Origin of the sequence: Xylophilus sp. ASV27 (assembly GCF_016428875.1) — a bacterium.
Taxonomy (GTDB): Bacteria; Pseudomonadota; Gammaproteobacteria; order Burkholderiales; family Burkholderiaceae_C; genus Xylophilus.
This window is the reverse complement of sequence record NZ_JAELTO010000118.1, coordinates 1-13,156: the sequence shown is the minus strand read 5'-3', so window position 1 is coordinate 13,156 and position 13,156 is coordinate 1. Positions and strand designations below refer to the sequence as shown.

Sequence of the window (13,156 nt, the reverse complement as noted above, 5' to 3'; positions counted from 1 at the left end):
GGCACTGGCCGTGCTGGGCGCGCGCGGGCTGCGGCGGCGGTAGGCGCCCGGCTTGCAGGCACGCCCGCCGGGCTGAGCGGGCGGCGATTTCTGCTTTCACAAAAAGATAGCAGAAGCCCCTGGTAGATCCTGAATTTCAGATACAAAAGCACCTGAAATGAAGAGGAATCAGTGGCCATAAGCTACAAAATCAGTAGCGCACGGAAATCATTGACGTTGGTATTGGTCGGCCCGGTCACCAGCAGATCACCCAGCGCCTCGAAGTAGCCATAGGCATCGTCGCGCTCCAGGTGCTCGGCCACCTTGCGCCCGGCGGCCAGACCGCGCGCCAGCGTGTCGGGCTGCACGAAGGCGCCGGCGTTGTCTTCCACGCCGTCGATGCCGTCGGTATCGGCCGCCAGCGCCCAGACGTTGGGCTGGCCTCGCAGCGCGGCATCACGCGCGCAGATCCAGAGCGCTCCACGCCTTGAAGACCTCGACCTGCTTCTGCAGCCAATCCGCAGACACGTTGCTAGTTCCCCAATGGTGCAGGCGGCCCGCCGCCTCGCCGATGTTCCACAGGTGCCGCAGCTGTACAAAAAGCGGTAGCGCAGCCAGGTCGCAGTCGCTCACCTCGCCGCCGCCCGCCCTATAGCCGCGCAGGTAGTGCACCCAGCGCTCCCGCAAGGCGTCGTCGGCCTGCTTGAGGCTCTTGCGATTCAGGTACGACCACGGCAGCACGCTCAGGTCGTATGCCAGGAAGCCCGGGCCCGCATCGTCGAAGTCGAAGAGCACGATCTTCTTGGCGCCGGCCGCGTCCGTCGCCACATGGTTGTTGAAGCCATGCATGTCACCGTGGCACAGGACACGCGTGAGCCCCTCTTCGGCTGCAATCAGCTCTGCAAGCAGGCGGCCCACCAGTTGGCGGTATGTCTCCAGCAACTCGGCGGTCACTTCTGGATGCGCCTTCATGTACATCAACGTCCTGCCGGCAAGGTGGTAGCCGTCCAGCGTGTAAAGACTAGGCGGCCCAGCGTAGCCCCGCGCCGCGGCATGCACCCGCGCCAATGCGCGGCCAGTCAGTTCGAACTCGTCCAAGGACTCGGGCGTGACGCCTTCGGCATGGCGAAACAGCAGCAACGCACGCGGGCCTTCAGGGAACTGCAATTGCACGTGCGTGCGCCTGTCGGCTGCCAGCACCGGCGCCGCCACCTCCGCGCCCTGGGCCGCCAAGTGCGCCAGCAGTGCCACTTCGAAATCCACATTGAAGCCCCCCCGCGGCCGGATCGAGCACAGCCGCGCCACGTACCGGCTTCCATCGACTGCCCGCAGCGCATAGTTGTCGTTCAGACCGCGACGGATCAGATGGCACTGCTGGACCGCAATGCCATGGTGCTGCGTTACCCAGCTTGCGATGGAGTCGGCGGCTGCGGTGGTGTGGGTGGGGACGAGCTGGGGATCGTGTTTCTGGTAGTCGGTCATGGGCCAATGGCAGTCCGGTCAGACGCTTCAGCAGGGTGGCTTTCTCGTATTGACTTGCCGCTTGTGATATCAGGAGTGAAGCAATGGTAAACGGCGTAATTGGACACGAAAATACGGCGCCAACTCAAATCCCGTGGAAACTCTCAAACACTCAGAGCAAGGGCCATGAAACACATCAAGGCAATGCCGAATGGCTTGCCGGCTCATAGACCCACAGAGGAGAAGACGCTATTTTCTGAAACAAATGCCGGTCTGTCTTCCGATGCGTCGCAATAGTCACCTCAAGGAATTAAGGCCACATCACTGAATGTCCCCACGCCCCCTTGCCATCATGGGAGATTCAAGTCCAACCCCAGCATCCTGCCAAGCCCAAAGGTGAGGAGCGAGAGCCCCAGGAGCGACAGCACGAAGACTGTAGCCACCTTGCCTCCCGCGAGCAGCACCGCGCGCTGCTTCGCCCTTCCATTCTCCTTCTTGCCCTGATCATAATGCCACTTGATGGCGAAGAACATGCCCGTGCCGAGCACGAATACCTTGAATGCAATGAATATTATCGGGAAAGAATCCATGATTTCCAGTATTTCCAGGCCATCAATTGATATTATTTAACGCGAGAAGCCACCCAGGCGACCACCCATCCGCGACATGGGGAGGTGAATTTCAGATGGGGCAGTGGAATGAAGCAAGAGCTTCGGTGATCGCCGGGGATGCATCATCATAATCTCACCCCCAAAATCACAACACCAGCAGCGCCCGGAAATCGTTCACATTGGTATTGGTAGGCCCGGTCACCAGCAGATCCCCCAGCGCCTCGAAATAGCCATAGGCATCGTTGCGCTCCAGGTGCTCGGCCACTTTTCGCCCGGCCGCCAGGGCGCGCGCCAGCGTGTCGGGGGTAACGAAGGCGCCGGCGTTGTCTTCCACGCCGTCTATGCCGTCGGTATCGGCGGCCAGCGCCCAGACGTTGGGCTGGCCTTGCAGCGCCAGCGCCAGGCCCATGCAGAACTCGCCGGCGCGCCCGCCGCGGCCTTTGGGGGCGCCGGGCTGGCGCGGGCGGATGGTGACGGTGGTCTCGCCGCCGGAGAGGATCACGCAGGGCCGCGCGAACGGCTGGCCGCGCTGCGCCACGGCGCGCGCGAGCGCGGCGTGCACCTTGCCGACCTCGCGCGACTCGCCCTCGATCTCGTCGCTCAGGATGTGGGCGGGCAGGCCCGCGGCGCGTGCCGCCTCGGCGGCGGCTTCGAGCGATTGCTGGGGCGCGGCGATCAGCTGCACCACGTGGCCGTCGAACAGGGCGTCGCCGGGCTTGGGCGTCTCCAAGGTGCCGTCTTCCAGGCGCGCATGCACCGCGGCCGGCACCTCGATCCGGTAGCGCCTGAGGATCGCCAGCGCCTCGGCGCAGGTGCTGGCGTCGGGCACGGTGGGGCCGCTGGCGATGATGGAGGGGTCGTCGCCCGGCACGTCGCTGATCGCCAGCGTCACCACGCGCGCGGGCGCGCAGGCCGCCGCCAGGCGCCCGCCCTTGATGCGCGAGAGGTGCTTGCGCACGCAGTTCATCTCGCCGATGTGCGCGCCCGATTCGAGCAGCGCGCGGTTGATGCGCTGCTTGTCTTGCAGCGTCAGGCCCTCGGCCGGCAGGGTCAGCAGCGAGGAGCCGCCGCCGGAGATCAGGCACAGCACCAGGTCGTCGGCGCCGAGCCCCTGCACCAGTTGCAGCATGCGTTCGGCGGCGGCCAGCCCGGCCGCGTCGGGCACCGGGTGCGCGGCCTCGACCAGTTCGATGCGTTCGGGCAGGCCGGCCGGGCGCTGCGGGATGTGGTGGTAGCGGGTGACGACCAAGCCCGACAGCGGCGCGTCGGCCGGCCACAGGGCCTCCAGCGCCTGCACCATGGCGCCGCCGGCCTTGCCCGCGCCGATGACCACGGTGCGGCCCTTGGGCGGCGGCGGCAGGAACGGCCCCAGCGTGTGCAGGGGCTGGGCGCGGCGCACGGCCACGTCGAAGAGGTGGCGCAGGAACGCGCGCGGGTCGGCGGCAAAATCTGTCATGGGCGGGTTGTCTCGACGCAGGAATGAAGCCCCGCATTCTGCCCGGGCCGGCTACCGTGCCACGCCACTGTCACCGGCCCGTCATGCAGGCGCGGCAGCATCGGGCGAGCCATGCTGCCTGCCGCCGCCTACCCCACTGACTCCGTGCCGACGGCAGACCCGCAGGCCCGGCGCGAGCTGCGTGTGGTGGCCCGGCTGATGCGCTACCACCAGTTGCACGCCGTGTTCCAGCCGCTGGCCGACCTGCGAACAGGCGCCGTCTACGGCCACGAGGCGCTGATACGCGGGCCGGTCGACACGCCGCTGCACGCGCCCGATGCGCTGCTGGCCCTGGCGCGGCGCGCCGGTATCCCGCAGGCGTTCGAGCTTTTCTGCCTGAGGACGGTGCTGGCGGACTGGCACCGCGCCTGCGGCACCGGGCGGCTGTTCGTCAACATCGGGGCCGACGCGCTGGTGCAGGCGGTGCGCCGGCACGGCCCCGACGCCCTGCTGCGGGCGCTGCGCACCGCCCGCGTGGATCCGCGCCAGCTGGTGCTGGAGATCACCGAGCACGAGCGCGTCCCCGACCTGGAGGCATTGCGCGAGGTGGCCCGGCAGGTACACGCCTGCGGCGCCATGCTGGCACTGGACGATTTCGGCGACGGCCATTCCAGCCTGCGGCTGTGGTCCGAGCTGCGCCCCGACTTCGTCAAGATCGACAAGTACTTCACCCGCGGCATCGGGCTGCAGGAGGGCGGCTCCGCGCTGCACGGCGGCCCCGAGAAGATACAGGTGCTGCGGGCGATCCAGGGCATCGCCAACATCTTCGGCACCCGGCTGGTGGCCGAGGGGATAGAGACGGTGCAGGAGCTGTGCGCCCTGCGCGAGCTTGGCATATCGCACGGCCAGGGCTACCTGCTGGGCCGCCCGGCCATGGCGCCCCGCCTGCGGCTGGAGGCCGCCGCCACGGCCGCCCTGGCGACCGGCCCGGCCATGCCGCCGGCTTTTCCGCAGCGCCCGGCCCGGCCGGGCGTGCTGCGCGGCCTGACGCTGATCGACGCGCCGGCGCTGGCACCCGGCACCTCGCACAACGAACTGGCCGGCCTGTTCCACGCCCGCCACAACCTGCACGCGGTGGCGCTGGTGGACGGAGACCGCCCGGTGGCGCTGGTCAACCGCCAGCACTTCATGGACCACTACGCCACGCTCTTCTTCCGCGAGGTGCACGGGAAGAAGCCGTGCATCACGCACGCCAACCGCTCGCCGCGCGTGATCGAGCTGGACGACGACATCGACGAGCTGATCGCCATCCTGACCTCGCACGACCAGCGCTACCTCAACGACGGCTTCATCGTCACCGAGCAGGGCCGCTACGTCGGCCTGGGCACGGGCGAGCAGCTGGTGCGCTCGGTGACCGAGGCGCGCATCGAGGCCGCCCGGCATGCCAACCCGCTGACCCTGCTGCCGGGCAACATCCCGATCAACCTGCACATCGAGCGGCTGCTGGGCAGCGGCACGCCCTTCGTGGCCTGCCATGCGGACCTGAACGACTTCAAGCCCTTCAACGACCACTACGGCTACTGGCGCGGCGACGAGATGATCCGCCTAGCGGCGCGGCTGGCGCTGGCGCATGCCGACCCGCAGCGCGACTTCGTCGGCCACGTCGGCGGCGACGACTTCATGGTGCTGTTCCAGAGCCCGGACTGGCGCGAGCGCTGCGAGCGCATCGTGGACGGCTTCGCGCAGCAGGCGCTCGCGCTGTTCGACCCGGAGGCGCGCGCCGCCGGCGGCATCCACGGGGAGGACCGCGACGGCCAGCCGCGCTTCTTCCCGTGCACCACGCTGTCCATCGGCGCCGTTCCGGTCGGCCGCGGGGCGTTCCGCCACGCCGACGAGGTTGCCAGCCTGGCGGCGCTGGCCAAGCACGACGCCAAGGCCACGCGGCAGGGCCTGTTCCTGCGCGAGGCCGCCGCCGCGCGCCGGGCCGTCGGATGACGGCCGGGGTTTACTATCAAATCAATAGCTAATAGCCCAGACATCACCTGGGCTACAGCCACTTTTCTTTCAAAAACCACCGCGAACGAGCCCTTTGGAGCACGCAAGCCTTGACCTTCACACCGTGTGAATCTCTAAGCTCTGCGTCCATCTCCATTCAAAGGCTCGTTCCATGGTTTCCGCTGCCCTGCCCCCAGGCGTCGATCCCTCCGCGCCCGTGCTCACCCGGCTGAGCCTGCCGGTCGAGGGCATGAGCTGCGCCTCCTGCGTCGGCCGGGTCGAGCGCGCGCTGAAGGCGGTGCCCGGCGTGCACAGCGCCGCGGTCAACCTGGCCACCGAGCGCGCCGACATCCGCTTCAACGGCGCGGCCGATGCGCAGGCAGCCGTGCGCGCCATCGAGGGTGCCGGCTACACCGTGCGCGAGGAAACCACCGAACTGGCGATCCAGGACATGACCTGCGCCTCCTGCGTGGGCCGGGTCGAGAAGGCGCTGGCACGGGTCCCGGGCGTGCTCCAGGCCCAGGTCAACCTGGCGACCGAGCGCGCGCGGGTGCGCCACCTGGCCGGGGCCGTCGCCCCCGCCGACCTGCAGGCGGCGGTCGAGCGCGCGGGCTACCAGGCCCGCCGCCTGTCCGCCGAAACGCCGGATGCGGGCGCGCAGGACGCCGCGCGCCGCGAAGGCGAGGCGCGCGCGCTGCGGCGCTCCCTGCTCATCGCCGGCAGCCTCACCCTGCCGGTCTTCATCCTGGAGATGGGCTCGCACCTCGTGCCCGCCCTGCACCATTGGGTGATGGAGGTGCTGGGCCAGCAGACGAGCTGGTACCTGCAGTTCGCGCTCACCAGCCTGGTCCTGTTCGGGCCGGGCCTGCGCTTTTTCCACAAGGGCGTGCCAGCCTTGCTGCGCGGCGCGCCGGACATGAACTCGCTGGTCGCGGTCGGCACGGCGGCGGCCTACGGCTATTCGGTGGTGGCGAGCTTCGCGCCCGGCGTGCTGCCGCGGGGCACCGCCAACGTCTACTACGAAGCCGCCGCGGTGATCGTGACGCTGATCCTGCTCGGCCGCATGCTGGAGGCGCGCGCCAAGGGGCGCACCTCGCAGGCGATCCAGCGGCTGGTCGGACTGCAGCCCAGGACCGCGCGCGTCGAGCGCAACGGCAACACGGTGGAGATGGCGCTCGACCAGGTGGCCGCCGGCGACGTGGTGCAGGTTCGTCCGGGCGAGCGGATTCCGGTCGATGGCGAGGTGGTCGAAGGCGCCTCCTATGTCGACGAAAGCATGGTCACCGGCGAGCCGGTGCCGGTGGCCAAGGGCGTGGGCGCCGAGGTGGTCGGCGGCACGGTCAACAAGACCGGCGCGTTCAGCTTGCGCGTCACCCAGGTCGGCGCGAACACGGTGCTGGCGCAGATCATCCGCCTGGTGGAGCAGGCGCAGGGCTCCAAGCTGCCGATCCAGGCGCTGGTCGACAAGGTGACGCTGTGGTTCGTCCCGGCGGTGATGGCCGCGGCCCTGCTGACCTTCGGGGTCTGGCTGGTCCTGGGCCCGGAGCCGGCGCTGAGCTTCGCGCTGGTCAACGCGGTGGCGGTGCTGATCATCGCCTGCCCGTGCGCCATGGGGCTGGCCACGCCGACCTCGATCATGGTGGGCACCGGCCGCGCGGCCGAACTCGGCGTTCTCTTTCGCAAGGGCGAGGCCTTGCAGGCGCTGCGCGAGGTGAGCGTGATCGCGCTCGACAAGACCGGCACGCTGACCCAGGGACGCCCCGCGCTGACCGACCTGGTGCCCGCCGAGGGCTTCGGCCACGACGAGGTGCTGGCGCTGGTCGCGGCGGTCGAGGCCCGCTCCGAGCATCCGGTGGCCGAAGCCATCGTCGCGGCCGCGCGGCAGCGCGGCCTCGCGCTCGCGCCGGTCGAAGGCTTCGACGCCACCCCGGGCTTCGGCGTGGCGGCCCGGGTCGCGGGCCGGAGCATCGCCGTCGGCGCGGACCGGTTCATGGCGCGGCTCGGCCTCGATGTGCGCGTGTTTCTTCCGGCCGCGCAGCACCTGGGCGCACAGGGCAAGAGCCCGCTCTATGCCGCGATCGACGGCCGCCTGGCGGCGGTGATCGCGGTCGCCGATCCGATCAAGGACGGCACGCCCGCGGCGATCCAGGCGCTGCACGCGCTCGGCCTGCGGGTCGCGATGATCACCGGCGACAACGCGGCCACGGCCGCGGCCATCGCCGAACAGCTCGGCATCGATGAAGTCGCGGCCGAAGTGCTGCCCGACGGCAAGGTCGCCGCGCTGAAGAAGTTCCGCGCCGACGGCGCGCGGGTCGCCTTCGTGGGCGACGGCATCAACGACGCGCCGGCGCTGGCCGAGGCCGACGTGGGCCTGGCCATCGGCACCGGCACCGACGTGGCGATCGAGGCGGCCGACGTGGTGCTGATGTCGGGCGACCTGCGCGGCGTGCCGAACGCCATCGCCCTCAGCCAGGCGACGATCCGCAACATCCGGCAGAACCTGTTCTGGGCCTTCGCCTACAACGCGGTGCTGATCCCGGTGGCCGCCGGCGCGCTCTACCCGGTGAACGGCACCCTGCTGTCGCCGATCTTCGCCGCGGCCGCCATGGCGCTCTCCAGCGTCTTCGTGCTCGGCAACGCCCTGCGGCTCAAGCGCCTGCGGGCCCCCATGGCGGTCGAGGCGCGCGCCGGGACGCCGCACCAGACACCGTAACCAGCAACCAGCAACCAGGAGGCCGAGATGCATCGTTTCCACATTCCCAACATGAGCTGCGGCGGCTGCGCCAGATCGGTCACCCAGGCGCTGCTCGGCGTCGATCCGCAGGCCCGCATCGAAACCGACCCGCCGGCGCGGGAAGTGCGCGTCGACAGCGCGCTGGACGAAAGCGCGTTCCTCGCGGCGCTGCAACAGGCCGGGTATCCGGACAAGCCATGAGCCCCATGCGCACCACACAGTTCTTGGCCATCGGCGCGGCAGCGGTGCTGGCTGCCGCGGCGGCGCCATCATTCGCGGCGCAGGCGGCGCTGCAGGGCGCCTTCGCCCTGCCCGGCGTGACCGGAAAGGCCACGGCCGAACTGGTGGTCCGGGAGACCGGGCCGCTGACACGCGAGTTGCTGATCGCTTTCAGCGACAAGGCGACGGGCCGGCCGATCACGCAGTTCGACCAGGAGCTGACGCAGGAGCTGCACGTGCTAGGGACCGACAGCGGTTTCTCGAGCTTCGTGCACGAGCATGCGGCCAGGCTCGGGCCGGACGGGCGCTTCCGCGTGGCGATGCGCTTTCCGAAGCCCGGCACCTACCATGTCTACGCCGACGCCGTGCCCAGCGGCCTGGGCCAGCAGGTGGTCCGCTTCACGGTGCCTGTGGGCGTCGCGGCGAGCCCGGCCGATTCGCCGCGCGCGCCCGCCGCCGGGCCGCAGGGATCGGACGGCCCGTACACGGTCGAGCTCGACGCCTCGGCGCTGCGGGCCGGCACAGAGGGCATGGTGGCGCTCACGATCCTGAAGGACGGCGCACCGGCGAAGGACCTGGGGCTCTACCTCGGCGTGCCCGCGCATGCGGTGTTCGTGAACACCGACGATCTCGCCTATGTCCACGCGCACGCCATGGCGGCGGACGCCGCGCACGGCGGTCACGCCCGGCACGAATCACACGGCGCGCATGGCGCCCGCAAGGCCGCCATCCCGGCCCGGCTGGTGCTGCACGCAACGCCTCCTCGGGCCGGCCGGTACGCGCTGTGGATCCAGTTCATGGGCGGCGGACGGGTGCGAACGGTGCCTTTCGTCATCACCGTTGCGGCAGCGCCATGAGCGCCGATCCCGGCACTGATTCACTATCAAATAGATAGCTACAATCCCAGGTAATCATTGGGCTGCAGCCACTTTTCCTTGTAAACCTGCGGCCACAGCCGCTGACACCTCAGCCCGCGGCCAGTTGCAGGGCCAGGGCGTTGTGGCGCTCCAGCAGGGGCCCGAGGTCGAGCGTGGCCAGTTGTCCTTCGCGCACCACGATGCGGCCGTCGACGATGGTCCAGGCGGCCTGCGGGCTGGCGCACAGCAGCAGCGCGCCGACCGGGTCGTGCACCGCGCCGCCGGCGAACGCCAGGGTGCGCAGGTCGAACAGCGCCAGATCGGCGCACATGCCGGGCGCCAGGTGGCCGATGTCGCGGCGGCCCAGCACCTCGGCACCGCCGCGGGTGGCCAGCGCCAGCGCGTCGCGCGCCGTCATCTCCGCCGGGCCATGGTCGCAGCCCAAGGGTTCGAGCGCGCGGCCCACGCGCGCCAGCAGCAGGGCCTGGCGCGCCTCGCCCAGCATGTGGGCGCCGTCGTTGCTGGCGCTGCCGTCCACGCCCAGGCCGACCGACACGCCCGCGGCCAGCATGCGCCGCACCGGCGCGATGCCCGAGGCCAGCCGCATGTTGCTGCAGGGGCAGTGGGCCACGCCGGTGCCGGTGCGCGCGAACAGGCCGATGCCGGCCGCGTCGAGCTTGACGCAGTGCGCATGCCAGACGTCGTGGCCGACCCAGCCCAGCGCCTCGGCGTACTCGGCCGGGGTGCAGCCGAACTTCTCGCGGCTATAGGCCACGTCGTGGTCGTTCTCGGCCAGGTGGGTGTGCAGGCGCACGCCCTCGGCCCGCGCCAGCGCGGCGGATTCGCGCATCAGGTCGCGGCTCACGCTGAAGGGCGAGCACGGCGCCAGCGCGATCTGCAGCATGGCGCCATGCGCGGCGTCGTGGTACTGCGCGATCAGGCGCTGCGAGTCGCGCAGGATGGCGTCTTCCGGCTCCACCAGAGCGTCGGGCGGCAGGCCGCCCTGGCTCCGGCCCACGCTCATGCTGCCGCGGCTGGCGGTGAAGCGCATGCCGATGGCGGCCGCCGCCTCGATGCTGTCGTCCAGCCGCACGCCGTTGGGGTAGAGGTACAGATGGTCGCTGCTGGTGGTGCAGCCCGAGAGCAGCAGCTCGGCCATGGCGACCCGGGTGGACACCTGCACCATCTCCGGCGTGAGCCCGGCCCAGACCGGGTACAGCCCGCGCAGCCAGGAGAAAAGCTCGGCGTCCTGCACCGCGGGCAGCGCCCGCGTGAGCGACTGGTACATGTGGTGGTGGGTGTTGACCAGCCCCGGCACCACCAGGTGGCCGCGGGCGTCCACCACCTCGTCGGCGCCCTGCGGCAGCTCGGCGGCCGGGCCGATGGCCTCCACCAGGTTGCCGCGGATGAAGACCGAGGCGTCCTTCCACTCGCGGCGGGCGGCGTCCATGCTGGCAACGCAGGTGGCGTTGCGGATCAGCAGGGTGCTCATGGCGTGCCGGCGCCGCGCTGAAACCAGCGCCCGATCAGCGCGCGCTCATCGTCCGTGATGTGCGTGGTGTTGTTCATGGGCATGGTCTTGGCCACCACCGCCTGCTGGTAGACCGCCTGCGCATGCAGCTTCAACTGCTCGGGCGAATCCAGGCGCACGTTCTTCATCTGCACGGCGGCGCCGTGGCACATGTAGCAGCGCTGCTCCAGCACCTTCTGCACTTCTGCATAGGAAACGGGTGCAGCCTGCGCGGCGCCTGGGCCTGCCGCTACTGAAACCGCAGCAGACGGCTGCGGCTTCATCCAGGCGATGCAGCCCGCGATGACGGCCACGCCGACCAGCGCGTAGGGCAGCGGATGGCGGTTGCGGCCGAGCTTCCAGCCGTGGCGCATGACGAAGAACTGGCGGATCGCCGCGCCCGCGAACATCATCAGGATCAGCACCAGCCAGTTCTGCGGATGGCTGTAGGTGAAGCTGTAGTGGTTGCTGAGCATGGCGAACAGCACCGGCAGCGTGAAGTAGGTGTTGTGCACGCTGCGCTGCTTGCCGCGCTGGCCGTGCACCGGGTCCACCGGCTGGCCGGCCTTGATCGCGGCGATCACCTTCTTCTGGCCCGGAATGATCCAGAACAGCACGTTGGCGCTCATGCTGGTGGCGATCATGGCGCCCACCAGCAGGAAGGCCGCGCGCCCGGCGAACCAGTGGCAGGCCAGCCAGGAGGCCACGCAGACCAGCACCAGCACCAGCGCGCCGACGATGGCGTCGCCGTTCTTGCGCTGGCCGAACAACTGGCAGATGCCGTCGTAGAGGATCCAGAACACCGCCAGGAAGGACACCGCCACGCCGATGGCCGCGCCGGGCGACCAGTCCATCAGCGACTTGTCGATCAGGTAGGTGCTGGCGTTCCAGAGGTAGGTGACGGTGAACAGCAGGAAGCCGGTGATCCAGGTGCTGTAGCTCTCCCAGAAGAACCAGTGCAGGTGCGGCGGAAGCTGCGGCGGCTTCACCGCGAACTTCACCGGGTGGTAGAAGCCGCCGCCGTGCACCGCCCACAGCTCGCCCGTGGCGCCCTGGCGCTTGAGCTCCGGGTCCTGCGGCGGCGTGAGGCTGCTGTCGAGGAACACGAAGTAGAACGACGAGCCGACCCAGGCGATGGCGGTGATGACATGGACCCAGCGCAGCAGCAGGTTGGCCCAGTCGAGAAGATAGCTTTCCATGTTCTCTGGCCATGCGGGGGGCATGGCACGTTGCAAGCGTCTGCTCACCACTGCGGGCGCTCTGAGCAGCAATGGCCGCGAACCCGGGACGGCCGCTTGCCGTCCCCTGCTCCGCTGCGACCTGTACACACGAGTGTATGCAATCCTGACGCTACCGGCGTCCTGATCTACCCTTACTCGTGGCTGGAGATTGATTGCAATAACTGTGCCGCAACCGCCACGGCGATCACCTCCGGCTCCTTGCCGGTGATGCCGGGCACGCCGATCGGGCAGGTGATGCCGGCCAGCTCGGCCTCGGAGAAGCCCCGCATCTGCAGCCGCTGGCGGAAGGTCGCCCACTTGGTCCTGCTGCCGATCAGGCCGACGAAGGGCAGGTCGCCGCGCTGCCGCCGGCGCGCCAGGCAGGCCGCGACGATGTCCAGATCCTCGGCATGGCTGAAGCTCATCACCAGCACGCGCGAACCCGCCGCCAGCGTGGGCACCGCGGCCTGCACCGGATCGGAATGCTCGCAGGCCACGTCCCCGGGCGTGTCCGCCGGGAAGATGCCGTCGCGGCTGTCGATCCAGGTCAGCTCGAACGGCAGCGGCGCCAGCACGCGCGTCAGCGCCGCCCCCACGTGGCCGCCGCCGAACAGCGCCAGCGGATGCCGCGGGGCGCGCAGTTGCTGGCGCAGCGCCTGCGCATCGGGCGCGGCAATGCAGCGGTAGCGCAGATGCACCACGCCGCCGCAGCATTGGCCCAGGCTCGGGCCCAGCGCATAGCGGCGCGACTCCGGCGGCCGCGCCGCGCCCAGGCGCGCGCGCGCCTCCTGAATGGCGTCGAACTCCAGCCGGCCGCCGCCGATGGTGCCCAGCAGGCCGTCGGCAAACACCGCCATCCAGGTGCCGGATTCGCGCGGCACCGAGCCTTGGGTAGACTCCACGCTCACCAGCACCGCGGGCTCGCGGGCCAGGCGTTCGAGCATCCGTTGCAATGTATCCACGCGTGTTTCCTCTGCCCGCATTCTGATCCGAAGGCCTTCGCCCCATGCCGCCCGACACCCCTCGCCGCCCCTGGCTGCTGACCCTGCTCTCCAGCGCCTGTCTCTTATACACATCTAAAAGAGGGGGGGGGGGGGGGGGGGGGGGGGGGGGGGGGGGGGGGGGGGGGGGGGGG

General features: G+C 69.9%; 10 protein-coding genes and 1 pseudogene. 4 read left to right on the top strand and 7 right to left on the bottom strand.

What is annotated here, in order from left to right:
• Positions 1 to 182: 182 nt before the first annotated feature.
• The 4 genes and pseudogenes from JHD63_RS19155 to JHD63_RS19140 all read right to left on the bottom strand — a co-directional run.
• Positions 183 to 431: pseudogene (locus JHD63_RS19155) on the bottom strand (MOFRL family protein); the annotation flags it as partial.
• A gap of 4 nt (positions 432 to 435) precedes the next feature.
• Entirely contained in the window at positions 436 to 1,461 is a 1,026-nt protein-coding gene (locus tag JHD63_RS19150) for a phosphotransferase enzyme family protein (protein WP_198972402.1), read from the bottom strand.
• 329 nt (positions 1,462 to 1,790) lie between these two features.
• Positions 1,791 to 2,030: a hypothetical protein gene (locus JHD63_RS19145; RefSeq protein ID WP_233168442.1), complete on the bottom strand. Its 240-nt coding sequence runs from the start codon at positions 2,028 to 2,030 to the stop codon at positions 1,791 to 1,793.
• Positions 2,031 to 2,196: 166 nt separating this feature from the next.
• The gene (locus JHD63_RS19140) at positions 2,197 to 3,507 is read right to left on the bottom strand and encodes a glycerate kinase type-2 family protein (protein ID WP_198972401.1); all 1,311 of its coding nucleotides are present in this window, start codon (positions 3,505 to 3,507) and stop codon (positions 2,197 to 2,199) included.
• 111 nt (positions 3,508 to 3,618) lie between these two features.
• Between JHD63_RS19140 and JHD63_RS19135 the strand changes: the two genes are divergently transcribed.
• The 4 genes from JHD63_RS19135 to JHD63_RS19120 all read left to right on the top strand — a co-directional run bounded on the left by JHD63_RS19135 (position 3,619) and on the right by JHD63_RS19120 (position 9,291).
• Positions 3,619 to 5,481, top strand: a complete 1,863-nt coding sequence (locus tag JHD63_RS19135; RefSeq protein WP_198972400.1) for a phosphodiesterase — start codon at positions 3,619 to 3,621, stop codon at positions 5,479 to 5,481.
• A 172-nt stretch (positions 5,482 to 5,653) separates the two neighbouring features.
• A complete protein-coding gene (locus JHD63_RS19130; RefSeq protein WP_198972399.1) occupies positions 5,654 to 8,194 on the top strand; it encodes a heavy metal translocating P-type ATPase in 2,541 nt (846 codons plus the stop codon).
• A 27-nt stretch (positions 8,195 to 8,221) separates the two neighbouring features.
• Positions 8,222 to 8,416: a heavy-metal-associated domain-containing protein gene (locus tag JHD63_RS19125; RefSeq protein ID WP_198972398.1), complete on the top strand. Its 195-nt coding sequence runs from the start codon at positions 8,222 to 8,224 to the stop codon at positions 8,414 to 8,416.
• Positions 8,413 to 9,291, top strand: a complete 879-nt coding sequence (locus JHD63_RS19120) for a hypothetical protein (RefSeq protein ID WP_198972397.1) — start codon at positions 8,413 to 8,415, stop codon at positions 9,289 to 9,291. Before JHD63_RS19125 ends, JHD63_RS19120 begins: the two co-directional genes overlap by 4 nt.
• Before the next feature lie 109 nt (positions 9,292 to 9,400).
• Here JHD63_RS19120 and JHD63_RS19115 read toward each other — a convergent pair whose 3' ends face one another.
• The 3 genes from JHD63_RS19115 to xdhC all read right to left on the bottom strand — a co-directional run bounded on the left by JHD63_RS19115 (position 9,401) and on the right by xdhC (position 12,965).
• Positions 9,401 to 10,783: an 8-oxoguanine deaminase gene (locus tag JHD63_RS19115; RefSeq protein ID WP_198972396.1), complete on the bottom strand. Its 1,383-nt coding sequence runs from the start codon at positions 10,781 to 10,783 to the stop codon at positions 9,401 to 9,403.
• Positions 10,780 to 12,000: a urate hydroxylase PuuD gene (locus tag JHD63_RS19110; RefSeq protein WP_198972395.1), complete on the bottom strand. Its 1,221-nt coding sequence runs from the start codon at positions 11,998 to 12,000 to the stop codon at positions 10,780 to 10,782. The genes JHD63_RS19115 and JHD63_RS19110 overlap by 4 nt, the downstream gene beginning before the upstream one ends.
• A gap of 173 nt (positions 12,001 to 12,173) precedes the next feature.
• Complete coding sequence (gene xdhC, locus JHD63_RS19105; RefSeq protein WP_198972403.1) at positions 12,174 to 12,965, bottom strand: xanthine dehydrogenase accessory protein XdhC; 792 nt, start codon at positions 12,963 to 12,965, stop codon at positions 12,174 to 12,176.
• Positions 12,966 to 13,156: the final 191 nt, after the last annotated feature.

Excerpts from the sequence above, each read along its gene's own strand:
- JHD63_RS19150 (WP_198972402.1), bottom strand. The coding sequence starts at position 1,461 with ATGACCGACTACCAGAAACACGATCCCCAGCTCGTCCCCACCCACACC.
- JHD63_RS19145 (WP_233168442.1), bottom strand. The coding sequence starts at position 2,030 with ATGGATTCTTTCCCGATAATATTCATTGCATTCAAGGTATTCGTGCTC.
- JHD63_RS19140 (WP_198972401.1), bottom strand. The coding sequence starts at position 3,507 with ATGACAGATTTTGCCGCCGACCCGCGCGCGTTCCTGCGCCACCTCTTC.
- JHD63_RS19135 (WP_198972400.1), top strand. The coding sequence starts at position 3,619 with ATGCTGCCTGCCGCCGCCTACCCCACTGACTCCGTGCCGACGGCAGAC.
- JHD63_RS19130 (WP_198972399.1), top strand. The coding sequence starts at position 5,654 with ATGGTTTCCGCTGCCCTGCCCCCAGGCGTCGATCCCTCCGCGCCCGTG.
- JHD63_RS19125 (WP_198972398.1), top strand. The coding sequence starts at position 8,222 with ATGCATCGTTTCCACATTCCCAACATGAGCTGCGGCGGCTGCGCCAGA.
- JHD63_RS19120 (WP_198972397.1), top strand. The coding sequence starts at position 8,413 with ATGAGCCCCATGCGCACCACACAGTTCTTGGCCATCGGCGCGGCAGCG.
- JHD63_RS19115 (WP_198972396.1), bottom strand. The coding sequence starts at position 10,783 with ATGAGCACCCTGCTGATCCGCAACGCCACCTGCGTTGCCAGCATGGAC.
- JHD63_RS19110 (WP_198972395.1), bottom strand. The coding sequence starts at position 12,000 with ATGGAAAGCTATCTTCTCGACTGGGCCAACCTGCTGCTGCGCTGGGTC.
- xdhC (WP_198972403.1), bottom strand. The coding sequence starts at position 12,965 with ATGCTCGAACGCCTGGCCCGCGAGCCCGCGGTGCTGGTGAGCGTGGAG.